Annotated in this window: 19 protein-coding genes and 5 tRNA genes; 20 read left to right on the forward strand and 4 right to left on the reverse strand. The window is 39.1% G+C overall.

Translation table 11 applies throughout. The features are described 5' to 3' along the window. The 7 genes from CWB62_RS13470 to purF all read left to right on the forward strand — a co-directional run. The coding region (locus CWB62_RS13470; protein WP_283235179.1) for a FimV/HubP family polar landmark protein at nt 1–2,926 on the forward strand (2,926 nt) is incomplete at its 5' end. Nucleotides 2,927–3,081: 155 nt separating this feature from the next. Then, nucleotides 3,082–3,876 (forward strand): tRNA pseudouridine(38-40) synthase TruA, encoded by a 795-nt coding sequence (gene truA, locus CWB62_RS13475; protein ID WP_008128643.1) that lies wholly within the window; start codon nt 3,082–3,084, stop codon nt 3,874–3,876. A gap of 150 nt (nt 3,877–4,026) precedes the next feature. Further along, nucleotides 4,027–4,902 carry an acetyl-CoA carboxylase, carboxyltransferase subunit beta gene (accD, locus tag CWB62_RS13480; RefSeq protein WP_138530431.1) on the forward strand — a complete coding sequence of 292 codons (876 nt, stop codon included), beginning with the start codon at nt 4,027–4,029 and terminating at the stop codon, nt 4,900–4,902. 25 nt (nt 4,903–4,927) lie between these two features. Beyond that, the gene (gene folC / locus CWB62_RS13485; RefSeq protein ID WP_138530433.1) at nt 4,928–6,193 is read left to right on the forward strand and encodes a bifunctional tetrahydrofolate synthase/dihydrofolate synthase; all 1,266 of its coding nucleotides are present in this window, start codon (nt 4,928–4,930) and stop codon (nt 6,191–6,193) included. 11 nt (nt 6,194–6,204) lie between these two features. After that, complete coding sequence (locus CWB62_RS13490; RefSeq protein ID WP_138530435.1) at nt 6,205–6,894, forward strand: SPOR domain-containing protein; 690 nt, start codon at nt 6,205–6,207, stop codon at nt 6,892–6,894. Nucleotides 6,895–7,078: 184 nt separating this feature from the next. Continuing rightward, entirely contained in the window at nt 7,079–7,573 is a 495-nt protein-coding gene (locus CWB62_RS13495; protein WP_006793890.1) for a CvpA family protein, read from the forward strand. 18 nt (nt 7,574–7,591) lie between these two features. Next, nucleotides 7,592–9,118 carry an amidophosphoribosyltransferase gene (gene purF, locus CWB62_RS13500; protein WP_138530437.1) on the forward strand — a complete coding sequence of 509 codons (1,527 nt, stop codon included), beginning with the start codon at nt 7,592–7,594 and terminating at the stop codon, nt 9,116–9,118. Nucleotides 9,119–9,219: 101 nt separating this feature from the next. On the opposite strand, the gene CWB62_RS13505 is transcribed toward purF, so the two are convergent. Next, on the reverse strand, nt 9,220–9,819 hold the full coding sequence (locus CWB62_RS13505) for a Yip1 family protein (RefSeq protein ID WP_058405738.1): 600 nt from the start codon (nt 9,817–9,819) through the stop codon (nt 9,220–9,222). Between the two features lie 204 nt (nt 9,820–10,023). Here CWB62_RS13505 and miaE point away from each other — a divergent pair, with 204 nt between their 5' ends. The 3 genes from miaE (at nt 10,024) to CWB62_RS13520 (ending at nt 15,077) form a co-directional block, all read left to right on the forward strand. Further along, a complete protein-coding gene (miaE, locus tag CWB62_RS13510) occupies nt 10,024–10,782 on the forward strand; it encodes a tRNA isopentenyl-2-thiomethyl-A-37 hydroxylase MiaE (RefSeq protein ID WP_138530439.1) in 759 nt (252 codons plus the stop codon). Nucleotides 10,783–10,948: 166 nt separating this feature from the next. Then, the gene (locus CWB62_RS13515) at nt 10,949–13,177 is read left to right on the forward strand and encodes an EAL domain-containing protein (protein WP_138530441.1); all 2,229 of its coding nucleotides are present in this window, start codon (nt 10,949–10,951) and stop codon (nt 13,175–13,177) included. After that, complete coding sequence (locus CWB62_RS13520) at nt 13,164–15,077, forward strand: sensor histidine kinase (protein ID WP_008128625.1); 1,914 nt, start codon at nt 13,164–13,166, stop codon at nt 15,075–15,077. Before CWB62_RS13515 ends, CWB62_RS13520 begins: the two co-directional genes overlap by 14 nt. Before the next feature lie 103 nt (nt 15,078–15,180). Here CWB62_RS13520 and CWB62_RS13525 read toward each other — a convergent pair whose 3' ends face one another. Together CWB62_RS13525 and CWB62_RS13530 are read right to left on the reverse strand one after the other, a co-directional pair. Continuing rightward, nucleotides 15,181–15,918, reverse strand: a complete 738-nt coding sequence (locus CWB62_RS13525; protein ID WP_138530443.1) for a UDP-2,3-diacylglucosamine diphosphatase — start codon at nt 15,916–15,918, stop codon at nt 15,181–15,183. A gap of 90 nt (nt 15,919–16,008) precedes the next feature. Beyond that, nucleotides 16,009–16,500: a peptidylprolyl isomerase gene (locus CWB62_RS13530; RefSeq protein WP_138530445.1), complete on the reverse strand. Its 492-nt coding sequence runs from the start codon at nt 16,498–16,500 to the stop codon at nt 16,009–16,011. Nucleotides 16,501–16,632: 132 nt separating this feature from the next. Between CWB62_RS13530 and cysS the strand changes: the two genes are divergently transcribed. After that, a complete protein-coding gene (gene cysS, locus CWB62_RS13535; protein ID WP_058405733.1) occupies nt 16,633–18,012 on the forward strand; it encodes a cysteine--tRNA ligase in 1,380 nt (459 codons plus the stop codon). Nucleotides 18,013–18,079: 67 nt separating this feature from the next. Here cysS and folD read toward each other — a convergent pair whose 3' ends face one another. Continuing rightward, entirely contained in the window at nt 18,080–18,934 is an 855-nt protein-coding gene (gene folD / locus CWB62_RS13540; RefSeq protein ID WP_058405732.1) for a bifunctional methylenetetrahydrofolate dehydrogenase/methenyltetrahydrofolate cyclohydrolase FolD, read from the reverse strand. A gap of 349 nt (nt 18,935–19,283) precedes the next feature. Here folD and CWB62_RS13545 point away from each other — a divergent pair. The 9 genes from CWB62_RS13545 to lon all read left to right on the forward strand — a co-directional run bounded on the left by CWB62_RS13545 (nt 19,284) and on the right by lon (nt 26,206). After that, nucleotides 19,284–19,360: transfer RNA gene (locus CWB62_RS13545), tRNA-Pro, on the forward strand. 58 nt (nt 19,361–19,418) lie between these two features. Next, nucleotides 19,419–19,495, forward strand: a tRNA-Arg gene (locus CWB62_RS13550). A 23-nt stretch (nt 19,496–19,518) separates the two neighbouring features. Beyond that, nucleotides 19,519–19,594: transfer RNA gene (locus tag CWB62_RS13555), tRNA-His, on the forward strand. Between the two features lie 14 nt (nt 19,595–19,608). Continuing rightward, nucleotides 19,609–19,685 (forward strand) — tRNA-Pro (locus CWB62_RS13560). A 69-nt stretch (nt 19,686–19,754) separates the two neighbouring features. Next, nucleotides 19,755–19,831: transfer RNA gene (locus tag CWB62_RS13565), tRNA-Pro, on the forward strand. A 360-nt stretch (nt 19,832–20,191) separates the two neighbouring features. Then, a complete protein-coding gene (tig, locus tag CWB62_RS13570) occupies nt 20,192–21,496 on the forward strand; it encodes a trigger factor (RefSeq protein WP_058405731.1) in 1,305 nt (434 codons plus the stop codon). Between the two features lie 165 nt (nt 21,497–21,661). Beyond that, nucleotides 21,662–22,279, forward strand: a complete 618-nt coding sequence (clpP, locus tag CWB62_RS13575; RefSeq protein ID WP_008126622.1) for an ATP-dependent Clp endopeptidase proteolytic subunit ClpP — start codon at nt 21,662–21,664, stop codon at nt 22,277–22,279. Nucleotides 22,280–22,412: 133 nt separating this feature from the next. Then, nucleotides 22,413–23,696, forward strand: coding sequence for an ATP-dependent protease ATP-binding subunit ClpX (clpX, locus tag CWB62_RS13580; protein ID WP_058405730.1), 1,284 nt, complete (start codon nt 22,413–22,415; stop codon nt 23,694–23,696). Between the two features lie 149 nt (nt 23,697–23,845). Continuing rightward, the gene (gene lon / locus CWB62_RS13585) at nt 23,846–26,206 is read left to right on the forward strand and encodes an endopeptidase La (RefSeq protein WP_138527935.1); all 2,361 of its coding nucleotides are present in this window, start codon (nt 23,846–23,848) and stop codon (nt 26,204–26,206) included. The last annotated feature ends 46 nt before the right edge of the window (nt 26,207–26,252 follow it).

The raw sequence follows: 26,252 nt of genomic DNA on the forward strand, positions 1-26,252 counted from the left end.
GCCAGAGCTTGAAGAAGAGCCTGAGCTTTTAGAGGAGCCAGCACTTGAAGAAGAGCTAGAGCCTAATGAAGTGCTTGAAGACTTTGGGGCCGATGATTTTACAGACACATCAGACACGCTTTTAGATCCAGAAGATTTACTGGATGAATATAACGATGATGCGTTGCAAAGTGTAGACGAACTCTTAAATGAATTACAACAACCAGAAGACTCAGAATACGTAGAAAGCCCTGATTGGACACTTGATGATCTGGACGATGAAATTGAAGAGGTTGAAGTTGATCTAGGTGATGATCCATTAGCAGAAGACACAGATTCTGATTTATCCCTTGAGGATGAATTACTAGAAACAGAATCAATAACGCCTAGTCAAGAATTAGACGATTACCCTGAGTTAGAAATAGCAGAAGATCAGGGCGCAGAAACAAACACAGAAGCTCTTTTAAATGAGGGTGACTCAGAAACACGAGAGTCTACTAACAACAATGGCGAAAATGTTGTTAGTCAAACAGAAAAAGACTTAGCTGAGTCGATTTCTAAGGGCGCGGACTTGGGTAACCTTAATGAGGAAATTGATGATGAGCCTCATATTAATCCTGATTTTGATGCAACCTCAGTAATTGATGATAATGAACCATTGCAATCAGGCGATGCTGACGAAGTAGCCTCAACAGAAGAGCATAACGAATTATATGGTAACGAAGAACTTGCTGAGCTCACAGCTAAAGAGGAGGTTTCAGACTTTTCGGATGATGATACTCAAGTGTCGGATGATGAAGAGCTAGAACCAGAGCTATCACCAAGTCAAACAGAGCAAGAATTATCACAAGCGCTCTCATCAAGTATTGATTTAAATAGCCTAGAAGATGACTTTGACGATGAGCCGTTAATCGATAGTGAGTTTGAACAGTCAGATTCTGGACTTGATACTAATTCAGAAAGTGAAGAACCACTACCAGAAATTACAGATGAAGCATTGTTATCGCAAGAGAACTTTGATGATTCACAGGTTGATTTAGCAGGGTTAGGCGCCGACCTAGAACTTGATTCTGTCAATGCAGAAGACTTTGAGGAGCTTGTTTCAGAGACGCCAGATGGTGATACTGATAACGACGAAGAGCTAGATGGATTAAATTTAGATGAAGTTGTTAGTGATACCACAATTGATGAAACTTTAGATGCAAGTCTAGAGCCAGAACTATCACCAAGTCAAACAGAGCAAGAACTATCGCAAGCGCTCTCATCAAATATTGATTTAGATAGCTTAGAAGATGATTTTGATGATGAGCCATTAATTGATAGCGAGTTCGATGAATCAAATTTAGAGCCTGAAATTAATGAAGAAGCCAACGTTTTAGTCCCAGAGGATACGGACGAAGATTCATTACTAGGCGCTGATTTAGAGTTTGATTCAGTGGGTGTCGAAGGCGTTGAAGAGCAAGTTTTAGAAACGCCCCAAAACGACATTGAGAGAACGGATACTAAAGAATTTGAACAAGATTTAGATGATGGCGGCAGTGCGATTGCTCAGGAAGTCGACATTGAGCATGAACCAGAATTATCACCAAGCCAAACAGAGCAAGAACTATCGCAAGCACTTTCATCAAATTTTGATTTAGATAGCCTAGAGGATGACTTTGATAATGAACCATTAATTGATAATGAGTTTGATGAATCAGAGTTAGTGCTAGAAGCTAATGACGAGACTGAAGTATCAGCGCCTGAAGCTACTGATGAAAGCCAAATTTTAGACGAAAACCTTGAATATTCACAAAACGATTTAGCAGAAACAGGCACTGATTTACCTAATAGTGAAGAGCTTGAATCATCTGATTTAGGTATCGAGCAAACTGTTGATGATGAACTAGATGAACTAGATGAACTAGATGAACTAGATGCTGAGCTTGAAATCAATGACGAGGTTGAGGGATCAATTGCTCAAGTTAACGATGATTCGGTTTCATCAGAAGAAGTTGAAGAGCCACTTCCGGATGTACCGAATAATGGTGCTGATTTCTCAGGTTCAGGTGAAGATAATAGTGAAATAACCAGTGACGATGCGTTCACTCCAGAGCTTAATGACAACGAAGCTGATAATCAAAATTCAGCTGAAGATGATATAGACAGCGCGGGAACTAACTTTAATGACGACCTGTTAATTGATGAATTTAATGAACTAGATGGTGAGCTCGACAATCTTAACGACTTAAACGATGACACACTTGATGATTTACTCTCAGAGTCGAATAACGCTGATGGGGACTATTTAGCGCCTGATAGCAGCGTTGGGCTAGACAATCCAGCATTTATAAGTGAATCGGACGATGAAATAAATGAACAAACTAATGTTGATCGTGAAGCTGAACTAACTCAAGTTGACTCTCAGGGTGATACTAACCTTGTATCAGATGAAGCACTTGATGATGAATTTATGGCTGATTTAAGTGAAACCGATTTCGATTCATTGCTCAATGAGTTAGCCGCTCCCGATGAACTTGCTATAGAAGATAGCAGCGAGTTTGATGTTGACTTTGATTCTTTATTGAAAGAAGACTTAGTTGATGAAGAAGTCTTCAATCATAAAGAGCCAGTCCCTGAAGACGCAAAACCTTTAGGTGAAGACGATTTTGTAGATATTGACTCATTACTTGAGCAAAGTGACGATGCTGAACTTGAGCATGAGCCTTACAATGACGTAAATATAGACTTAGGTTTAAGTGAGTTTGATGCATTACTTGCTGGTGATAATCCAACAGACGTTGATGCCGAGAGTGGAGGTTACTCCGCTAAGTTAGACTTAGCACGTGCCTATATTGAAATCGACGACTTTGATTCCGCGCTTAAGGTGATTGAAGACGTAATAGCAAAAGGGCCTGAAGAAGTTCAAGAAGAAGCGCTTAGTTTGCAAGCAAAATTACAACAATAGCATTTGTGTTAATTTCAATACGATAAACCCATAATTGGTGATGCTGATTATGGGTTTTTTATTGTTTTTATATGATTACATCACGGTCGCTTTTATTGCGCCGCGAGATAGCATAAAATGCGCCGTTAATTAGTACAGTAGGTAAAACGATAAATATGCGAGTAGCACTTGGGGTTGAATATAATGGCGCACGTTATAGTGGTTGGCAGCGTCAATCGCACGTAAATAGCGTACAACAAGAAGTAGAAAAGGCGCTGTCGAGTATCTGTAACCACCCAGTTGAAATTGTGTGTGCAGGGCGAACTGACGCAGGAGTGCATGGAACAGGCCAAGTTGTTCATTTTGAAACCAATGCATCTCGTGAAATGGTCGCGTTTACTATGGGTATGAACACTTTGCTACCTAAAGATATTGCTATTCGATTTGCTCAACCTGTTGCAGAAGACTTTCATGCACGTTTTAGTGCAACCGCAAGAAGGTATCGCTACGTTATTTATAACTATCCATACCGTGGAGCTGTTATGAACGAGGGTGTTACTCATTTCCATCACAAGCTAGATGAAAAGGTAATGCAAGAGGCGTGTCAGCATTTAATTGGTGAGCATGACTTTACATCATTCAGAGCATTACACTGCCAAGCTAATACCGCTAAACGTACAATTCATCACTTATCTGTTCAGCGCCAAGGTGATTACGTTGTAATTGATATTAAAGCCAATGCATTTTTACATCACATGGTACGAAACATAACCGGTTGTTTAATGGATATTGGCTTACACAAGCACCAACCTGTATGGCTAAAAGAGCTATTAGATTTAAAAGAGCGTGCAAAAGCGAGTGCAACAGCTAAAGCCGCTGGTTTGTATTTAGTCGATGTTGATTACCCAGAGCAGTTTAATATTCCTAAAACCCCACTAGGGCCATTATTTTTACCTGATGTTGATATTTAGTTAGAATTATTAATCGCTAAATTTAATTTCCTCTAACTACTAAGACCAGTTTTTTATACCGTGTTTGTGTAATTCATGTTTTAATTGAAAAAATCTGTCTGCTACTTATTAGCAGACTCGCGACACAGAACAGCATTAAGAGAGTTGCAAATGAGTTGGTTAGAAAAAATCTTACCTAAAACGACTAAGTCGTCAGGTCGTAAAGAAATTCCAGAAGGCGTTTGGGCTAAATGTACAGCTTGCGATTCAATTTTATATAAAGCTGAACTAGAAAAATCATTAAACGTATGTCCTAAATGCGACCATCACATGCGTGTGAGCGGCCGTAAACGTTTAGAGCACTTTTTAGATGAAGGTGACCGCACGGAGCTTGGTACTGAGCACGAGCCTAAAGATGTATTAAAGTTTAAAGACTCTAAAAAATACTCAGACCGTATTAGCGCAGCCCAAAAATCAAGTGGCGAAAAAGACGCGCTAGTTGCAATGAAGGGCCGCTTAAAAGGCATACCTGTTGCTGCGGTTGCTTTTGAATTCTCATTTATGGGTGGTTCAATGGCTTCGGTTGTTGGCGCACGGTTTGTTGATGCCGTAGACCAATGTTTAGAGCACAACATGCCATTAGTGTGCTTTTCTGCCTCAGGTGGTGCACGTATGCAAGAAGCACTTATGTCGCTTATGCAAATGGCCAAAACCAGTGCAGCACTTGCTAAAATGAGCGAAAAAGGATTGCCATTTATTTCGGTAATGACCGACCCAACAATGGGTGGTGTATCGGCTTCATTAGCAATGCTAGGTGATATTAACGTTGCTGAACCAAAAGCCTTAATTGGCTTTGCTGGCCCGCGAGTAATAGAACAAACAGTTCGCGAAACCTTACCAGAAGGTTTTCAGCGTAGTGAGTTTTTACTTGAACACGGCGCAATAGACATGATTGTAGACCGCCGTGAAATGCGTGATACCTTGGCACGTATTTTAGCCAAGTTTATGAACTTGCCTTCTACTGAACAAGAGCATAGAGTAGCGTAAATTTAAGCTTTTCTGATTTAACGCTATGACAAAAACAATTCCTAGCCAATCATCAAGCCTTGATGATTGGCTTTTTTATTTAGAAAGTGTTCACCCAGCCAATATTGCAATGGGGCTAGAGCGAGTTGCCGATGTTGCCAATAATATCGGTTTATTAAATACCCCTAGTAAAATAATTCTAATTGGTGGCACAAATGGCAAAGGCACTACTGCCCGTTGTTTAGAGTCGCTGCTTTTGGCACAAGGCTTTAGTGTAGGTACTTATGCGTCTCCTCATTTAATCCGTTATAACGAACGCGTGCGTATTAATGGCAGCGAACTTGACGATCAGTTTCATGTAGATGCATTTCATCAGTTAGAGCAAGGTCGTAAAGACACTCAGCTTACTTACTTTGAATATGGTACCTTGGGTGCGCTCGCTATTTTTAAACGCTTTAGTGTAGATTATGTATTATTAGAAGTTGGTTTAGGCGGACGTTTCGATGCTACAAACATAGTAACTCCATACGCAAGCGTTATTACAACCATTGATTTAGATCACAAAGAATACCTTGGCGATACCCGAGAGCTGGTGGCGTACGATAAAGCAGGTATATTCCGTGAAGGTACCCCGGCCATTATTGGGGATTTAAATATTCCTCATACAATGACAGATTACGGTTATGAAATTAATGCTAAGATGACATTATCAGGCACTGACTTTAGCTTTAAAGAGCATGACACAACGTTTAATTGGCAGTTTGAAACACATAACCTTACGCTTAATAAACCTGCAATACCTGCTCAGAATGTAGCAACGGCATTAACAGCGTTAAGCGTATTAAATTTATTACCGAGTGTTGAGGTAATACGCAATTGCTTAGCTAAATTAGTGGTTGAAGGGCGTTTTGAACAATTAAGTGCAGAGCCATTGGTATTTACAGACGTAGCTCACAACCCTGAATCAGCACGTTATTTAGCCAATAAGTTATTAAGTTACAAAGATAAAGGCTTTAAAGTTCACGCATTAGCCGCTATGCTTGCTGATAAAGATAAAGCCGCGGTGCTCAAAGAGCTAAGCCATTTAGTTGATAACTGGTTCCTTGCAAGCTTAGGCGGCCCTCGTGGTGATAGTGCTAATAATTTAAAAGAAGCTCTACAAAGCGTATCTACTCACAACAAGGTACAAAGCTTCGACAGCGTTGCGCAAGCACTTAGTGTTATTTTACCTAAGCAGCAAAGCAATGTTATTTTGATTGTATTTGGTTCATTTTTTACAGTAGCAGATGCTATTCATTATTTTAAAAAATAGAGAGGATATCGGTGAACTCAAGTTTTATTAATCGCTTAGTTGGAACAAGCATAGTGGTGATCGCAGCGATTGTGTTTATCCCAAACATACTTGATGGCGAAAAAGTGCATTACAAGGAAGGCTTTAAAGCGATCCCAGAACGACCTGAGTTCAAAACCATTGACTTGCAAGACTCAATTAATGATCAAGTAGCGATAGCTGAGCCATTAAAGCAAGACAAAATTGAAGATATTTCCCCTGATGATGACATTTTAAAACAAGACGATACGATTGCACAAAGCCACTATGCCAGCGAAGAGAAAATTGTTGAAGCGTCAGCCATACCATCAGCTATAGAAACTGAAGTTGTTGAACCGCAAGTTGCTAAAGCGAAAGAAGAGACTAAAGTTTCCGAACAAGTGGTTAAAGTGGCACCTAAGCCTATTACACCGCGTAAAAGTGATGAAAATCTAACTGATATGGCCTATGTGGTGCAGTTAGGTAGTTTTTCTCATGCTGCAAATGTTAAAGCATTACAGGCTAAATTAACTTCAAAAGGGTTTAATACGTTTACTAAACCTATAAAAACACCTAACGGAACGCTAACAAAAGTATTTGTTGGTCCGTCACTTGATAAAACTGAGTTGGAAAAACAATTACCAGAGCTTAAAAAGCTTACTAAGCTTAACGGTAAAATAACCCAATACGAAGTAACTAACTAATTAAAAAGGCCTTAAACAATAAGGCCTTTTTCTTTGATGTTACACAATTACTTAGGCCAATTTATTAACTGTCAAAATGTTAATTAAATGTTTCAGGTTGGCTGCGGTTATCTCCCGTTTAAACTTGCATACTGAGGATGTTTGGGTATAGAATGCGCCCCAAAATAGCGACTAATTGGTTATTATGATCTGGGTTGATTACGCCATTCTTGGCATCATTGCACTGTCTACCATCATCGGTTTAATACGCGGCTTTGTAAAAGAAGCTATGTCATTAGCGGTATGGGCAGGCGCGTTTATCATCTCAAGTTTATTTTACCAATATTTAGCTTCCTTCCTAACAAGCATTTCTGAACCCCTTTTAAGAAATGCGGCGGCCATTGCCATACTCTTCTTTGCGACGCTCCTGTTAGGCGGTTTACTAAACTATATTTTAGGTCAGCTTGTACTTCGTACTGGCTTATCGGGTACTGACCGTGTCTTTGGCATAGTGTTTGGTGCTCTACGAGGCGTGTTGGTCGTGAGCGCGTTACTCTTCTTTCTTGATGCTTTTACTGGTGCACCTAATACGCACTGGTGGGGTAATTCTATTTTGATTCCAGAATTTGGCTTTGTTGTTGAATGGTTTTTTTCGTACCTCGAAAACAACTCCAGCTTTTTAAATTCAGTAAACCGTTAATCGGCGAGGATAAATTACATGTGTGGTATCGTTGGAATAGTCGGAACGTCTCCTGTGAATCAGGCGATATATGATGGCTTAACTGTTTTGCAGCATCGTGGGCAAGACGCCGCGGGAATAATTACCATTGAAAATAATACGTTTAGCTTACGTAAAGCAAACGGCCTAGTGAAAGATGTATTTCACACACGTCACATGAAGCGACTACAAGGTACCATTGGTATTGGCCATGTACGTTATCCAACAGCAGGCTCTTCTAGTTCATCTGAGGCACAGCCTTTTTATGTAAACTCACCATTTGGTATCGCCCTTGCGCATAATGGAAACCTTACAAATGCTGAAGAACTAAAAGAACAGTTATTTTCAGAAGCACGTCGACATGTTAATACAACGTCTGACTCTGAGATATTGTTGAATATTATGGCGCATGAGCTTAGTCGCTCAGACAAGTTACACCTAGACCCTGAAGATGTGTTTACAGCCGTTGCTGAGGTAAACAAAAAAGTAACGGGTGGCTATGCAGCCATTGCTATGATTATCGGTCACGGCGTTGTAGCGTTTCGTGATCCTAACGGTATTCGCCCTCTTGTTTTTGGTAAACGCGAGACTGAAAAAGGCACAGAGTACATGTTTGCCTCAGAGAGTGTGGCACTAAAACCTGATGGCTTTGAGTTTATTCGCGATGTAGCCCCAGGTGAAGCTATTTTTGTGACTGAAGATGGACAGTTTCACTCATTAAATTGTGCAGATAAAGTGTCTTACTCGCCTTGTATTTTTGAATTTGTTTATTTTGCTCGTCCAGACTCAACAATAGACAGAATGTCGGTTTATGCAACACGCGTAAACATGGGTACCAAACTGGGTGAGAAAATAGCACGTGAGTGGGCAGATAAAGACATTGATGTTGTCATTCCTATTCCAGAAACTTCGTGCGATGTCGCGCTTGAAATTGCTCGCGTACTTGATTTACCGTACCGCCAAGGCTTTGTTAAAAACCGTTACATTGGCCGTACGTTCATTATGCCTGGTCAAGAAATGCGTAAAAAGTCAGTGCGTCAAAAGCTAAACGCAATTGATCGTGAATTTAAAGGTAAAAATGTATTACTTGTTGACGATTCAATAGTGCGCGGTACTACATCTGCGCAAATTGTGGAAATGGCGCGAGAGTCTGGTGCTAAAAACGTATACTTTGCCTCAGCAGCTCCTGAAATACGCTTTCCAAATGTTTATGGTATTGATATGCCATCGGCAGCTGAACTTATTGCTCATGGCCGTGAAGTTGAAGATATAAATGCAAGTATTGGTTCTGACGGATTGATTTTTCAATCGTTAAAAGATCTAATGGCTGCTGTAAGTCAGGAAAACCCTGAAATAACACAATTCGAAACGTCGGTATTTGATGGGCAATATATCACCGGCGACATAGATCAAAACTACCTAAACCGAATTGATAAACTGAGAAATGATACCGCTAAAAGCACACGCGAAAGTGCCATGTCATCGGGTTTAGAAATACATAACCAAGAAGAAAACGAGACCGATTAATACTTAGTGTAAACAGGCCGCGTATCTTAATTATAAAAAAGGAGCTTGTTAGCTCCTTTTTTATTGGTTGAACATAGCTTAATTGGCTTGCTTAAAGCACATTATGTAAACATAGGGCTCACAATGCCGTTAGTCCAAAGAATTGCAGTAGCGGCTAAAATAATAACCAACAATATAAGCCCACAAGTCACTACTGAGCTTGCATAAATAAATCCGCGTTCTTGGGGTATATGCATGAGTATGGGCACGCCTGTATAAAGTAAATATACTGAATACGCGAGCGCAACAATACCAGCACACACAACGAACCAAAGTACCGGCCAAAAAGCAGCAAGCGCAGACATGAAAACAGGTGTTGCCGTGTAAGCAGCTAGTTCAAGAGTTTGAGTAAAGGTTGGTTTTGAGCCAAAAGTAACCGCCATCCAATGTGCTAGGTATGCAAGTGCAAATACACCGATGATAAGTGCAACATACATGGCTATCGCAATCAGTAAGGCGCTGTCGTGGGTTAAAAATACGAGATCTCCAGTACCAATGCTCCAGCCCAAGTAAACGGATGAGTAATAACCCATTACTGACGGGAATAATGCGATGAGTAAAATATGTGACAAGCTATAGGTTAAACTTTCGTGTCGGTTATCAATTGTTTGCCACTCTTCGAGTGGATGAGCATATAAGCCCCATAGGTGGTTTAATATCATAGTGTGCACTCCGTGTAGGAAGATATTACTGTTTTTGTTGTAGTGTGTTTTTTATACAGTTCATCTACAGTTATGAGCTACATAGTTTACAAAGTCAAGTTAACTAATTTTTAACAAATAAATGAAAGAAGGTTTGATTTAATCAACCTATTAATTCGTGTTAAAATATTTGCTCTGTAAATTTATTAGCAATGAGTATTAACCGTGCCATATAGCCAGCTTTTAGAGCCTATTCATAACTTTTTATTGTGTAAAACACCAACTGAGTGGGTAGATAAGGCAGTTGAAAAAGAAAATTTGCCAGTTATTTTAATAGATCACTTAATTTGTGAGTTAAAAGCCGCTCAGTCAGCAATGTTTTTAATTCGTAAGTATGCAGTAGATAAAGAAAGCGGTGATGCACTTTTAGCTTGGCTTAAACCTTTCGAAACACTTATTTATAAACGTGAAGGTAACTGGCGTGATTTAGCAGCAAAAAACAAGCTTACTAAATCAATCATTCCCAAGTCTAACTCTCCTTACGGGCAAGACTTAATTGACAAAATGGTGTTGCTCATAAAAGAAGAGCTACATCATTTTTATCAAGTGTTAGAGATAATGGACGAGTATGGGGTTGAGTATCAAAGTATAACGCCATGTCGTTACGCAAAAGGGATGTTACGTAATGTAAAAACATTTGAGCCTAATGCACTCGTTGATAAATTAATTGTTGGGGCTTATATTGAGGCTCGCTCATGTGAGCGATTTGCAAAATTAGCACCGCATGTAGATAAACGTTTAGGTGACTTTTATATTTCATTACTGCGTTCTGAGGCGCGTCACTACCAAGATTATTTAGCCTTAGCCCAAGAAATTGCTGACTTTGATATTACAGAACGAGTAAAAGAATTTGGTGAAATTGAAGCTCAATTAATTTTATCAGCAGATGAAGACTTTAAATTTCACAGTGGTACCCCTGCATAACCCTCCTTGTCACACTACTTTCATGGCTGTAGTTATACAGTCATGAGGCTTAAAATTAGACGAATTTCAAACCAGCTTCTACTATATATAAAGTACTTTGGTACATACAAAAATATTAACTATATTTATTAATTTATCAGATGTTTTTTTATATAGGCGGTGAAGGATGTCCGACAGCAATAGTTTGTTTGTATTTGATGAAGAGCTGGAAATAGATGGTTCAAATATAGTAAAAAAAATCAAAGTGCTTACCGTTGAAGACGATCTTAATTATCAGCATGCTTTAACTAATAGTTTAAAAGAAATGACGCCAGAGGATAACTGTGAAATAGAAATACTCACGGCGAATTCAGTCTCTCAGGCTGCATTAGTGTTGAGCTTGCATCCAGATATAGCACTTACCTTTATAGATGTTGTTATGGAGGATGACGACTCAGGTCTCAGGCTTGTAAGTACTATAAGAGAGGTGATTGGTAACGCAGACATGCGTATTGTTTTGTTGACCGGTCAACCTGGATTTGCACCCGAACAGCAAATAATGAAAACGCTTGATATAGACGAATATTGGAATAAATCAGACGTCTCTGCTGAAAAATTACAATCTATTGTTACAAGCAACTTACGCACCTGGAAATACATTTCACAAATATCTTCAGCCAGAAAAGGTCTTCAACTTGTTTTAGATGCTTCAAGAAGCATAAACAGTAAACACGATATGGGATCTTTCTCTAAAGCTGTTTTAGAAGAAATCAGTAATATTTTAAACGTCACTGAGGGAGGAGGGATTATGTGCTCTACTCAAAGTGATGGCGAAATTATCAGAGCGCATATTTCGACAGCTAATGGTTGTTTTGATGGGTTTGAAGGAAAGCTTATTGACGATAGGGTTTTACTTCCACAAATCTACAGTGATTTTAAGCGAGCTTTGGACGAAAAAAGGCACGTTTTTTCTGAATACCACACGATATTTTATTTTTGCAACAAAGAAATAGCTGGGGAAAGCTATGTAACGATTGTTCAGTCGGACAATGAAATATCAGAACAAAATGAATATTTATTAAAAGTATTCAGTGAAAATGTAAGCACAGGCTTTAGTAACATAGCACTGCTTAACAAGCTTACTGAACTTGCATATACCGATGTGTCGTTAAACACGCACAATCGTAACTGGCTCATTCGTGAAATAAAAAATATGAACCTGCACGAGCAGTACCAAACACGTTTGTTAGTTTTTGAAGTTGAGCAATTTGAAGAAAAAGCATTTTCGTTTGGCCATGATTTTTGTCAAAAGCTATTAAAAGAAGTTTATAAAAATTTAATGACTATTTTTGATGGTTATTCAGCGCGCATTGCCATTATCAATAACAGCAGCTTTGGATTACTTATAAACGCAAACTTCGATATAACCGACGAAATGATAGCTAGCCTGATAAGGCAAAAATGTATAATTACCTCTGTAAAACAATATGCTGATTTGAGAATTCTTGATTTAGCGCTAAGTTCTGTTTTAAATATTGTACCCGAAAAAATAATAAGCATTGCTGAATCTAGTTTAAGTGATAGCCAAACCGCATCTTTAAAATATATAAAGCATACCCAAGAAAAAACAGAAGCATTAACTAACCGATATAGTTTAATGGCCCGATTAAGAAGAGTAATTGGTGCTGGTACTTTACAAATAGCCTTACAGCCTAAAATGGACTTAGCAACGTTAACCCCTGTGGGCTTTGAAGCATTGGCTCGTTGGCAGTTAGAAGACGGTAGTTTTGTAAGCCCAGAGATATTTATTGAACTTGCTGAAACAGCAGGTTTAATTAGTGAATTAGACAGCGTTATTTTCGATAAGATAATTTCGACTATTCATAAGTTAAGTGATATGGGCGTAAATTTGCCTATTGCTTTTAATGCGTCGGCTTTTGATTTGGTTGACTCTGACTACTGCAAAAAAATCCTTCATAAGTTAAAAGATGCCAATATACCTCCAGAAATGCTTGAGCTAGAGATTACTGAGACCCAAGCGATCAGTAATTACGACTTAATTAGAGAGTCGTTAGATGAATTTATGGCGCTGGGTATTAAAGTAAGCATTGATGACTTTGGAACAGGTTATTCATCTATTTCACACATAACTGAGATACCTGCAAATATTTTAAAAATAGACAGATGTTTTTTAACTGATATTGAGCGCAATGCTAATAACCAATACATCCTAGAAATGATTGTAAACTTAGCCAGACGATTTAATTTTTCTATTATTGTTGAAGGTGTTGAAACGTCAGAGCAATGTGAATGGGTTAAAAAAATAGGCTGTGATGTGGCCCAAGGTTATTACTTTTCAAAACCACTGTTTTTTGACGATTTAACAACATGGTTAAAGCAATATGGAAAAGTTTGATCATAGACTTTCTGTTAGTTTAAATAATAAACAGCTATATATTAAAGCATTGTTTATTATGGTTGCTGCTGGCGTTATTAGTTTTTTAGTATATTGGCAAATTTACCAATCAAGGCTTGCGCTTGTTCAAGATTATCAAGACGACAAACTATCTCTAGTGCAGACAGAGTTTGTAAAAGAGCTAAGTAGTATAAAAAAACTAACACAAGTTTTAGCAGACAACAAAAACCTAAAAAGGGGCAATAAGCTCAGGTATATGTTTAGAGACCGAGAATCCATACGAAGCATAAATGATTACTTCGTTAATTTTGGGTTATTATCGCCTATCATTTCGCAAATTCGGTGGATTGATATTACCGGGAACGAACGTTTTAGAGTTGACTTTAAAAACGGTGAGGCAAAAGTTGTTAAGCAAAAAGAGCTCCAAAACAAAATGTCGCGCTATTACTTTAGGCAAGGTATATCGATAGAGGCACCTGATTCGTTTTTATCAAGAATTGATTTAAACATGGAGTATGGTTCAATAGTTGAGCCATACGAACCCACCATTAGAGTTACTTATCGAACTAGCTCAAGCGAATTTATAGTTGATGGCCTCATTATAATTAATTTTAACTTATCTGACTTTTTTCAGAAAATTAGAAATTACTCTTCTGAAAACGCTCAAATTAATATTGTAAACAAAGATGGGTATTGGATTTTTAACAATGATAAGTCTAAAGAGTGGGGGTTTATGCTTGGATTGCCAGAGCTAACAATTGCTAATTATAACCCATCACTCTGGGAGTCTATGCAAAACCAACAAGAAAATACAGTAAGATATTTTGATTCAAACATTTATTCGTTAGACAAGCTGCCCGCACTTTTTTCAAAAAGGCATAATGAAACCCTTAATGAAGTCATTTATATTTACATCAAAAGTAAAGATAAGTTGATGAATAAAATACACTTTACGGCACTAGGTTATGCTGGTACTAGCGGTATTATTCTTTTGTTTATTGGTGGCTTTATTTTATATAGAGAGTATTGTTATACAAAAACGCTAAAAGATTTATTTGACCAGTTACGCGCTGAAAAGTTGGAGCTGGATTCTGTCAATAATCAACTTTCAAATACCATTAGGCAGCAGCAACTTTTGCAGGACAGCTTTGTTGAAGCGCAAAAATTATCTTCATTAGGCATGCTTGTTGCGGGTGTAGCTCATGAGATGAATACGCCTATTGGCGGTGCTATTATTTCTGTTACTAATGCTGAGTCGGTGATGAGCCGCCTAAATGAAGGTATAAAAACTGGCTTAACAAAGTCTCTACTAGAGAACAGCGTATCAAGCTTAGATGATAATTTAGGCTTAGCCAGAGTAAACCTAGATAAAGCTGCTGTACTTGTAAAAAGCTTTAAAAAAATGGCTATTGATAGAAACAATGAAGAATTTATTGAGTGTAATATTGAAGCAATAATAAAAGAGTTGTTGGTTACGCTAAACTCTCGATTAAAAACTTCAAAGGTTAAAATTAAAACCTTGTTTAATGATAGCTGCACGCTTAAAAGTCGCCCTGGGATTATCTCACAGGTTATTGAAAACCTTATAATGAATGCGCTTAACCACGCTTTTGAAGAGAATCAATCTGGAGAGATTGAAATTAAGGTTGAGGAAAGTGATAAGGGAGATGTAAATATTATAGTATCAGACAGCGGATGCGGGATTAATCAGCAGCAGCAATCTGTTATTTTTGAGCCCTTTCATACATCAGCGCGCGGTAAAGGAAACATAGGGCTTGGGCTTTATATGGTTTCTCAATGGGTTACCAAAATTTTAAAAGGGCAGTTGGTTTTAGAGTCTGATCCTAAATGGGAAGATAAATTTAAAACTCGATTTACAATTACGTTGCCTAAAAATTAAGTGAGTACCCACATTCAATTTTTAACGTATTATTTAAATGCTATATAGGGCCTTAAAGGGACTACACTTAGGGATTGAGGCTCTAAAAATGGCTTTATATAGCTCATTTAAATGGTGTGTTTATTAGCCTTTGTTCTTGAGGTGTCACAATTAAGTAGGAGCCTTGTTCGTACCAGTCACCTAAAACAGTGCGTGTAAGCGTTTGTCCATTTAGTGAGTATGTATGAATATTTGGTCGGTGCGTATGACCATGGATCATGTTAACAACTTTGTGCTTCGTAAATGTCGAAAGGACAGCATCATCAACAACGTCTAAAATTTCTATCGGTTTATCTGCTTGGCTAAGCTTACTTTTTTCACGGGCATTGCGAGCTATTTTTTTTCGGTACCATAATGGCATGGCAAGCATTAATTTTGGCCACCACCAACCGCGGCTTTTTTTACGAAATTTTTGATACTCAATATCCTGGGTACACATTTCATCCCCATGTAAAATAACAGTGGGTGTGCCGTAAAGGTCTATAACAGTTTGCTCATCTAACAGTGTCATACCTGCTAAATTTGCATAGTGTTTTCGCAGGATAAAGTCGCGATTACCATGAATAAAATAGACGGGAATACCTGAATCACTTACTGCTTTAAGCTTTTTAGCTACACTGCGCGCAAGTTCAGTGACGTAGTCATCACCTACCCATACTTCAAAAAAGTCACCTAAAATGTAAAGCGCATCAACGTCTTGATTCAAAATGTTAGATTCTAAAAACTTAAAAAAAGCAGCGCTAATATCAGGTCTGTTTTCAGTTAAATGTAAATCAGCAATAAAATACGTTTTTTGAGTCATAGGGGTGTCTTTTTGATAAAAATAAAGCGGGCGCATGCATTTTGCATAAACACCCGCTGATTCTCCAACATTACGTGGGTAAACGTACTATTAGCTAACAGTAACGTTTTCGATGATCACGTCTTCAAGAGGAACATCTTGGTGAAAACCATTGCTACCAGTAGCTACACCTTTAATTTTTTCTACAATGTCCATGCCTTCAACTACTTCAGCAAACACACAGTAACCCCAGCCTTGAGACGTTTCGCTGCTGTGGTTTAAAAAATCATTGTTGTTAACATTAATAAAAAACTGTGCTGTAGCAGAGTGTGGATCTGGTGTGCGTGCCATAGCTAAAGTACCTACTTTATTAGACAGGCCGTTGTTAGCTTCGTTTTGAATAGGGTCGTTAACGTCTTTTTGCTCCATACCTGAAACAAAGCCACCACCTTGAACCATAAAGCCATCAATTACACGGTGAAAAATTGTACCGTTGTAAAAACCTGCGTTTGCATACTCTAAAAAGTTTTTTACTGTGTTTGGAGCTTCTTGCTCAAACATTTTAATGGTGATGTCACCAAAGTTTGTGTGTAGAACAACCATGTGCTTTCCTATATCTGGTTTAAATAGTCGCACTATTTTATCTTAGTTAGCTAAGATTAACAAAGCGCTAGAGCCCATGCTTTTCAAGTGGTAACATACATTTTCTTGATAATAGTGAAGGACACCAACTAAATGGTACAAATATACAACACACTGACACGACAAAAAGAACAATTTAAACCCATGGTCGATGGTAAAATCGACATGTACGTGTGTGGTATCACCATTTACGATTACTGTCATATTGGTCATGCGCGCACATTTGTTGGGTTTGACGTCATTGTTCGTTACCTTCGTCATATTGGTTACAATTTAAAGTACGTGCGTAATATTACCGACGTAGACGATAAAATTATTAAACGTGCAAATGAAAATGGCGAGTCAATAAATGATTTAACACTTCGCATGACTAAAGCCATGCATGAAGATTTTGACAGCCTAAACATGCTGCGCCCTGATGTAGAACCAACAGTAACAGGGCACATGGATGAAATTATTGAAATGGTTGAGCGCTTAATAGCAAAAGGACATGCTTATGTTGCAGCCGACGGGGACGTGTTATTTGATGTATCAACGTTTGAGCAATACGGTGCGCTTTCTCAACAAGATTTAAGTATGCTGCAATCGGGTTCGCGTGTTGAAGTAGCTCAAGATAAAGACGACCCTCTTGACTTTGTTTTATGGAAGAAAGCGAAAGCTGGTGAACCATCGTGGTCATCGCCATGGGGAGAAGGACGCCCAGGTTGGCATATTGAATGTTCGGCAATGAGCTCTAAACATTTAGGTGAACATTTTGATATTCATGGTGGGGGCTCTGATTTACAGTTTCCGCATCATGAAAATGAAATTGCGCAGTCATGCTGTGCCAACAATGGTAAGTATGTAAATACGTGGATCCATACTGGTATGGTACAAGTAAATAAAGAAAAAATGTCTAAGTCGCTAGATAATTTTTTCACTGTTCGCGATGTGTTAAAAGAGTATGATCCTGAGTCGGTTCGTTACTTTTTAATATCAGGACATTATCGAAGCCAACTTAATTACTCGCAAGAGAACTTAGATCAGGCTCGTTCATCGCTTGAACGCATTTATACCGCTTTGCGTGACGTTAAACCAATCGAGTGTGAGCTTGAGGGTAATGAGTTTGTTGCCAAATTCAGAAAAGCGATGGACGATGATTTTAATACTCCAGAGGCTTTACCTGTTATGTTTGAGCTGGCAAAAGAGTTAAATCGCGTAAAAGAAAGCGATATCACATATGCAGGTCAACTCGCGTTTATATTACGTACCCTAGGCGAAGTGCTAGGCGTCGCACAACAAGCGCCAGAAGCGTTTTTACAAGGTGGGCAGGACGACGATGAAGTTGCAACAATAGAAGCGTTAATTGTAAAACGTAACGATGCTCGCGCCAGTAAAAATTGGGCTGCAGCCGACGAAGCACGCGATGCGCTTAATGCATTAGGTGTAATACTTGAAGATTCAGCCGGTAAAACAACCTGGCGTAAAGCGTAAGTGTTTTAAACAATAGCTTTAAAATAAAAAGGGTTGCCAATTGGCAACCCTTTTTATTTATATAAGCCTAGCTGTGATATTTTTCACATGCCTCTAGTGTATTTTCAATTAGGCTCGCAACAGTCATTGGGCCAACCCCGCCAGGTACAGGGGTAATAAAGTGAGCTTTTTGCTCTGCAATGCTGTATTCAACGTCGCCTACTAATTTACCTGTATCCAAACGGTTAATGCCAACATCAATAACAATGGCACCTTCTTTTATCCAATCTCCAGGGATAAACTCAGGCTTACCTACAGCCACTACAAGCAAGTCAGCACGGCGAACATGTGTTTCTAAATCTTGTGTAAATTTATGACATACCGTTGTTGTACAACCTGCTAGCAATAATTCGAGCGACATAGGTCGCCCTACAATATTGGATGCGCCAACCACGACCGCATGCATACCTTTATAACGTACGCCGGTAGAATCTAGTAAAGTAATAATACCCTTTGGTGTGCAAGGACGAAGAGCAGGCATACGCTGTGCTAAACGGCCTATATTGTAAGGGTGAAAACCATCAACATCTTTATGTGGTGTAATACGTTCTAAAATTTTCTCTGCATCGAGCCCGTCAGGTAGAGGTAACTGCACTAAAATACCATCGACTTCTGCATCATTATTTAGCTCATCAATTAAACTTAAAAGAGCATCTTCTTTTGTGTCTGCAGGTAAATCAAATGATTTTGAAATAAAACCAACTTCTTCACAGGCTTTACGCTTTGAACCAACATAAACTTGGCTTGCTGGATCAAGTCCTACAAGTACTACTGCAAGTCCGGGGGCGCGTAATCCTTTAGAAACGCGTTCACTTACGCGTTGTGCAACTGAACTACGTACTTGTTTTGCGATTGCTTTACCATCAATGATGTTTGCCGTCATGGGTGACCTTTAATTGGGGTTAATTAACTAGATACCGATACTTTAAAAATGAACGCATAATAAAAAGGGGGTATACGCTTATAAAGATAATAATAACTTTATTTTTTCATTTTATATTACCTGTGCTATTTTCGCAGAAAAGCATTGCAGCGCCAAGTTGCTTTTCATCTATATAGTACTAGAGTAATTAAATAGTTTAAATTTCAGGCTTCTATTATAATATTTAGCCATTGTGGACTAAAAATGACCACTTGATTTGTTTTCTTAAAAAAACGTTTGACCTAACCCCGTCAAATCACTATTATGCACCCCGTTGTCAACGAGGTCACTCGTAGATAATAGTAAGTAACGGCGATTAGCGCAGTTTGGTAGCGCACTTGGTTTGGGTCCAAGGGGTCGCAGGTTCAAATCCTGCATCGCCGACCATTTTTTTATAATTTAATTATAATCGAATAGCTTATTGGTAAACTATGAAGTTTTCGATGCGCCCATAGCTCAGCTGGATAGAGCAACGCCCTTCTAAGGCGTCGGTCGAAGGTTCGAATCCTTCTGGGTGCGCCATTTGAAAACACGTAAATATAGCGGTGATTGTAGCTCAGTTGGTAGAGCCCCGGATTGTGATTCCGGTTGTCGTGGGTTCGAGCCCCATCAGTCACCCCATTTACACAGAATAACGGCGATTAGCGCAGTTTGGTAGCGCACTTGGTTTGGGTCCAAGGGGTCGCAGGTTCAAATCCTGCATCGCCGACCACTTTCTCAAAGTGGTTTTAAACCCTCAGTTTAATTATTCAGTATGAAAAAGAAGCTTAGTCTTCAATGTCGGCGATTAGCGCAGTTTGGTAGCGCACTTGGTTTGGGTCCAAGGGGTCGCAGGTTCAAATCCTGCATCGCCGACCATTTTCTCATTAATAAATCCTCTGCGTTAAATCTCAAAAATAGAATATTCTATTGCAAAAATTAAAGTTTATTTAAAGTACTAAGAACACTGTATAGCCTGTTTTTTACTCGGTTAGGTACTGTAGTACCCAATCTACCCCAAATAATTGCCCCCCATACTCGACTATCATAAATATTAGGTTATAATGCCGCGTCTATTGTTTAACATAGTGCCCTAAGGGCAAAGCAACAATGGTATCTCATGGTAGCGACGGATGCTTTTAAGTGTGAAAAATCGCTTAAACTTTATCAAGACTCATGCAGATCACTTTGTTTGTAAGGAAGGCGAACAGTCGCCAAAATTGAATATTGAGGTAAATCATGCAAGTTTCTGTTGAGACGACCCAAGGCCTTGAGCGCCGTATAACTATCACCGTTCCTGCAGAGAACGTTGAGACCGAAGTAAAAAAACGCCTACAACAACTGTCAAAAACACAGCGTATAGATGGTTTCCGTGCTGGTAAAGTTCCTGTATCTGTAATTAACAAGCGTTTTGGCGCTGCAGTTCGTCAAGAAGTTGCTGGCGAAGTAATGCAACGTAACTACATTGAAGCAATCGTTGCTGAAAAAATTAACCCTGCTGGCGCGCCTTCATTCGCTCCTAAATCACTTGAAGCAGGTAAAGATTTAGAATTCTCAGCAACATTTGAAGTTTACCCTGAAGTTGAAGTTCAAGGTTTAGACAAAATTGCTGTTGAAAAACCAGCGGTAACAGTAACTGACGAAGATTTAGCAAATATGCTAGAAACACTTCGTAAGCAACATGCTGCGTGGGCTGAAGTTGAAGCTGCTGCTGGCGAGAACGATCGTGTAACGGTTGATTTTGTAGGTACTATTGACGGTGAAGTATTTGAAGGCGGTAAAGCTGATGACTTCCCATTAGAGCTTGGCCAAGGTCGTATGATCCCAGGTTTTGAAGATAATATCGTTGGTAAAAAAGCAGGCGAAGAAGTTGTTGCAGATGTAACATTCCCTGAAGATTACCATGCTGAAAACCTTAAAGGTAAAGCAGCTCAATTCACTATCACAGTGAAAAAAGTTGAAGCACAAGAACTTCCTGAATTAAGCGAAGAGTTTGCAACTAAATTCGGTGTTACCGAAGGCGGCGTAGACGCGCTTAAAGAAGAAGTTAAAAAGAACATGACGCGTGAACTTGACCAAGCGGTTAAAGCTAACGTTAAAGACCAAGCAATTAAAGGTCTTTTAGAAAATAACGAAATTGAAGTGCCAAAAGCACTTGTTGATCAAGAAGTTGACGCACTACGTCAGCAAGCAGCTCAACGTTTTGGTGGCGACGCTAAAAACATGCCTGAGCTTCCTGCTGAATTGTTCCATGAGCAAGCTGTAACGCGTGTTAAAACTGGCCTTTTATTAGGTGAAGTGATCAAAGCTAACGACATCAAAGTTGATGATGCTAAAGTTGAAGCATTAATCGCTACAGTTGCTTCTGCATACGAAGATCCAACTGAAGTAGTAGAATACTACAAAGCAAATGATCAACTTATGCAACAAATGCGTAATGTTGCAATGGAAGAGCAAGCTGTTGAAGCTATTTTAGCTAAAGCAAATGTTTCTGACGTTGAAAAAGCGTTTGATGACATCATGAATCCGCAGCAAGGTGCTTAATAAGTCATTGACTTAAGCTCTCGCTAACGATTAAATGGCTCGTGTTACACTGTTTAAACAGCGTGCCCGGGCCATTTTTAGTTTTTGGCTCTTAATTTGCGAAAAACGATAACTATGCTTCCTTATAATAAGGATAAGTATAAGCGCATAAGGAATTAAATAAGTATGAATACTGGTATTACAGATCCCCTAAATGCATTGGTCCCTATGGTTGTTGAGCAAACACCAAAAGGTGAGCGCTCGTATGATATTTATTCGAGACTTTTAAAAGAGCGTATTATTTTTTTAACAGGCCAAGTTGAAGACAACATGGCAAACCTGATTTTAGCACAAATGCTGTTTTTAGAATCAGAGAACCCTGATAAAGATATATTTCTATACATAAATTCACCGGGTGGCTCAGTAACTGCAGGTATGGCAATTTACGACACAATGAACTTCATCAAGCCTGATGTAAGCACCATTTGTGTAGGACAAGCAGCAAGCATGGGCGCATTTTTGCTTACAGCTGGCGCTAAAGGTAAACGTTTTTGTTTACCTAACTCACGCGTAATGATTCACCAACCTTTAGGTGGTTTCCAAGGTCAAGCTTCTGACTTTGAAATACATGCTAAAGAAATACTATCTATTAAAGATAAGCTAAATCGCTTAATGGCAGAACATACTGGTCAGCCGTTAGATGTGATTTCAAAAGATACTGATCGTGATAATTTCATGAGCGCGTCAGAAGCTGTAGAGTACGGCTTAGTTGACTCAGTATTTGCAAATCGCGATAAAAAGTAAGCGCTTGGTGAGCAGGGGACCTGTTAATCACTTTTAGTTACTATGCGAAAAATAATAAATTTTGTTATAGTTAAGCGTATTGAAATAGCCACCATCAATTTTGGTGGCCAACGTAATAAGATGAGGTAGCTGAATGTCTGACACTCCTACAGACGGCGACAAAAGTAATAAATTGTTATACTGCTCTTTTTGTGGCAAGAGCCAGCACGAAGTACGCAAATTAATTGCAGGCCCTTCAGTATACGTTTGTGATGAATGTGTAGAGTTGTGTAACGATATTATCAGGGAAGAGATCAAAGACATTGCTCCTAAGCATGACTCGTCTGATAAACTACCTGTTCCAAAAGAAATTCGTAAACACCTAGACGACTACGTAATTGGCCAAGACCATGCAAAAAAAGTATTGTCTGTTGCTGTTTATAACCATTATAAACGTTTACGTAATCAATCAACCAAGCAAGATATCGAGCTTAGTAAAAGTAATATTTTGCTAATAGGCCCAACTGGTAGTGGTAAAACATTATTAGCTGAGACGTTAGCTCGTTTACTTGATGTACCATTCACAATGGCTGATGCAACGACACTTACTGAAGCAGGTTACGTAGGTGAGGATGTAGAAAACATTATTCAAAAACTATTGCAAAAATGTGATTACGATGTGGAAAAAGCACAGCGTGGCATCGTGTACATTGATGAAATAGACAAAATTTCTCGTAAATCAGATAACCCATCAATCACACGTGATGTATCGGGTGAAGGTGTGCAACAAGCATTACTCAAGCTGATTGAGGGTACGATTGCTTCTGTTCCGCCACAAGGTGGGCGTAAACATCCGCAGCAAGAATTTTTGCAAGTAGACACTTCTAAAATATTGTTTATCTGTGGTGGTGCGTTCTCAGGGCTTGATAAAGTAATTGAGCAACGTAGCCATAAAAATACTGGTATTGGCTTTGGTGTTAGTGTTAAAGAGTCTGCAGAGGCACGTTCATTAAGCGAAACGTTTAAAGACGTAGAACCTGAAGATTTAGTAAAATACGGTTTAATACCTGAATTTATTGGCCGTTTACCAGTAGTTGCTACACTAACAGAGCTAGATGAAGCCGCTTTGGTACAAATTCTAAGTGAGCCTAAAAATGCGATTACTAAGCAGTTCTCAGTATTGTTTGGTATGGAAGATGTAGAGCTTGAGTTCCGTGATGATGCTTTATCTGCGATTGCTCACAAAGCCATGGTACGTAAAACGGGTGCACGTGGTCTGCGTTCAATCGTAGAAGGTATTTTATTGGATACCATGTACGAACTTCCATCTATGGACGATGTGAGTAAAGTGGTGATTGACGAAACGGTAATTAAAGGTGAGTCAGACCCAATCTTGATATATGAAAATAACAATCAAGATAAAGCTGCATCTGAATAGTTTTTAAGCTATTTGCATTAAAAAGGAGCCTAAGGCTCCTTTTTTTATAATTAATTTAAACGAGTCGGGTAAAATTGTTGAACTTTAATGTGGTTATCCCCATATACTTGAGTAATCTTTTAAATAAATGAAGTGCGAAGAGAAATATAATGACGCTTGAGAGAACCGACCAAGTCGAAATCCCAGTGCTAGCACTGCGCGATGTTGTGGTGTACCCACACATGGTGATCCCGCTTTTTGTAGGCCGTGAAAAATCAATAAAATGCCTAGAAGCGGCAATGGACAAAGACAAACAAATTTTCTTGGTTGCACAAAAAGATGCAACTGTAGACGAACCAGAGCAGGATGATATTTATCGCATTGGTACTATTGCCACTGTACTTCAATTATTAAAACTTCCCGACGGGACAGTGAAAGTATTGGTAGAAGGTACCCAGCGCGCTGAGATCAAAAATTTTGTTGATAATGATGATTTTTTTGTTGCCAATGCTCAATTCATTGAATCTGATTTAATTGATGAACAAGAGCAAGATGTATTTATTCGAAGCGCAATTAGCCAATTTGAAGGTTACGTAAAGCTCAATAAAAAAATTCCACCGGAAGTACTTACTTCGGTATCAGGTATTGATGAACCTGCGCGCCTAGCTGATACAATGGCTGCGCACATGCCTTTAAAAGTACCTGAAAAACAAAAGGTGCTAGAAATTTCAAGCGTGACAGAGCGTTTGGAATACTTAATGGCGCTTATGGAAGGTGAAATCGACTTATTACAAGTTGAGAAAAAAATCCGTACCCGCGTTAAAAAGCAGATGGAAAAATCTCAGCGTGAGTATTACCTCAATGAGCAAATGAAAGCTATTCAAAAAGAGCTTGGCGAGCTTGATGATGTTCCTGATGAGTTTGAAGCGCTGAAAAAGCGTATTGAAGAATCGGGCATGTCATCAGAAGCGCAAGAAAAAGCCACGACAGAACTTAATAAACTTAAGATGATGTCGCCAATGTCTGCTGAGGCAACGGTTGTGCGTTCTTACATCGATACATTAATCAATGTGCCATGGAAAAAACGTTCAAAAGTTAAAAAAGATTTGGCTGGTGCACAAAAAATACTAGACAGTGAGCACCATGGCCTCGATAAAGTTAAAGAACGCATTTTAGAGTACCTCGCGGTACAACAACGTACCAACAAGCTTAAAGGTCCTATTCTGTGTTTAGTTGGTCCTCCTGGTGTTGGTAAAACATCACTTGGTCAGTCTATTGCGCGCTCCACTGGACGTAAATATATTCGTATGGCACTTGGTGGTGTTCGTGATGAAGCCGAAATTCGTGGCCACCGTCGAACTTACATTGGTTCTATGCCAGGTAAGTTGATTCAAAATATGACAAAAGTGGGGGTTAAAAACCCATTATTTTTATTAGATGAAATTGACAAAATGTCTTCAGACATGCGCGGAGATCCGGCTTCAGCATTGCTAGAAGTGCTCGATCCTGAACAAAACAGTCATTTTGCTGATCACTACTTAGAGGTCGATTTTGATTTATCGGATGTTATGTTTGTAGCTACTTCAAATAGCTTTAACATCCCGGGTCCTCTTTTAGACCGTATGGAAGTTATTCGTTTGTCAGGTTACACCGAAGATGAAAAGCTTAATATCGCCAAAGAGCACCTGATCACTAAGCAAGTAAAGCGTAACGGCTTAAAAGAGCATGAGATTGAAATAGACGACAGTGCCATTATCGGCATTATTCGTTATTACACCCGTGAAGCCGGTGTGCGTAATCTAGAGCGAGAAATTTCTAAGCTGTGTCGTAAGGCAGTTAAAAATATTTTAATTGAAAAAGACACCAAAACGGTGACTATCAATCAAGATAACTTAGAAGAGTATTTAGGCGTACAACGTTTTGACTATGGTAAAGCAGAAGACGGTGATCGTATTGGTCAAGTTACGGGTCTTGCTTGGACCGAGGTTGGTGGTGATTTGCTAACCATCGAATGTGCTGCCGTGCCAGGTAAAGGTAAACTGACTTACACGGGTTCACTTGGCGATGTTATGCAAGAGTCGATTCAAGCAGCAATGACCGTTGTTCGTAATCGTGCTGATACATTCCGTATTAATAGCGATTTTTACGAAAAACGCGACATACACGTTCACGTACCTGAAGGTGCAACACCAAAAGATGGTCCAAGTGCTGGTGCAGCCATGGTGACGGGATTGGTGTCGAGCTTAACAGGTAACCCAGTTAAAGCTGATGTTGCTATGACTGGCGAAATAACCCTTCGTGGTGAAGTTTTGCCTATTGGTGGTTTAAAAGAGAAATTACTCGCGGCACACCGTGGTGGAATAAAAACCGTTATTATTCCAAAAATTAACGAGCGTGACTTAAAAGAGATACCTGAAAATGTGCTTGCAGGTCTTGATATTCATCCAGTGACATGGATTGATGAGGTGCTGAAGCTTGCTTTAGTGCATCCTGTTGAGAGTTTTTCAGTCGAAACAGAAAAAAAGCAGTAAAAAACGCAAAAAAAGTGCTTTTTAGGGCTTTTCAAATCTAAACGGT

The organism is Pseudoalteromonas sp. S408 (assembly GCF_005886645.1).
Taxonomy (GTDB): Bacteria; Pseudomonadota; Gammaproteobacteria; order Enterobacterales; family Alteromonadaceae; genus Pseudoalteromonas.

Excerpts from the sequence above, each read along its gene's own strand:
- truA (WP_008128643.1), top strand. The coding sequence starts at position 3,082 with ATGCGAGTAGCACTTGGGGTTGAATATAATGGCGCACGTTATAGTGGT.
- accD (WP_138530431.1), top strand. The coding sequence starts at position 4,027 with ATGAGTTGGTTAGAAAAAATCTTACCTAAAACGACTAAGTCGTCAGGT.
- folC (WP_138530433.1), top strand. The coding sequence starts at position 4,928 with ATGACAAAAACAATTCCTAGCCAATCATCAAGCCTTGATGATTGGCTT.
- CWB62_RS13495 (WP_006793890.1), top strand. The coding sequence starts at position 7,079 with ATGATCTGGGTTGATTACGCCATTCTTGGCATCATTGCACTGTCTACC.
- purF (WP_138530437.1), top strand. The coding sequence starts at position 7,592 with ATGTGTGGTATCGTTGGAATAGTCGGAACGTCTCCTGTGAATCAGGCG.
- CWB62_RS13505 (WP_058405738.1), bottom strand. The coding sequence starts at position 9,819 with ATGATATTAAACCACCTATGGGGCTTATATGCTCATCCACTCGAAGAG.
- CWB62_RS13515 (WP_138530441.1), top strand. The coding sequence starts at position 10,949 with ATGTCCGACAGCAATAGTTTGTTTGTATTTGATGAAGAGCTGGAAATA.
- CWB62_RS13520 (WP_008128625.1), top strand. The coding sequence starts at position 13,164 with ATGGAAAAGTTTGATCATAGACTTTCTGTTAGTTTAAATAATAAACAG.
- CWB62_RS13525 (WP_138530443.1), bottom strand. The coding sequence starts at position 15,918 with ATGACTCAAAAAACGTATTTTATTGCTGATTTACATTTAACTGAAAAC.
- CWB62_RS13530 (WP_138530445.1), bottom strand. The coding sequence starts at position 16,500 with ATGGTTGTTCTACACACAAACTTTGGTGACATCACCATTAAAATGTTT.
- cysS (WP_058405733.1), top strand. The coding sequence starts at position 16,633 with ATGGTACAAATATACAACACACTGACACGACAAAAAGAACAATTTAAA.
- folD (WP_058405732.1), bottom strand. The coding sequence starts at position 18,934 with ATGACGGCAAACATCATTGATGGTAAAGCAATCGCAAAACAAGTACGT.
- tig (WP_058405731.1), top strand. The coding sequence starts at position 20,192 with ATGCAAGTTTCTGTTGAGACGACCCAAGGCCTTGAGCGCCGTATAACT.
- clpP (WP_008126622.1), top strand. The coding sequence starts at position 21,662 with ATGAATACTGGTATTACAGATCCCCTAAATGCATTGGTCCCTATGGTT.
- clpX (WP_058405730.1), top strand. The coding sequence starts at position 22,413 with ATGTCTGACACTCCTACAGACGGCGACAAAAGTAATAAATTGTTATAC.
- lon (WP_138527935.1), top strand. The coding sequence starts at position 23,846 with ATGACGCTTGAGAGAACCGACCAAGTCGAAATCCCAGTGCTAGCACTG.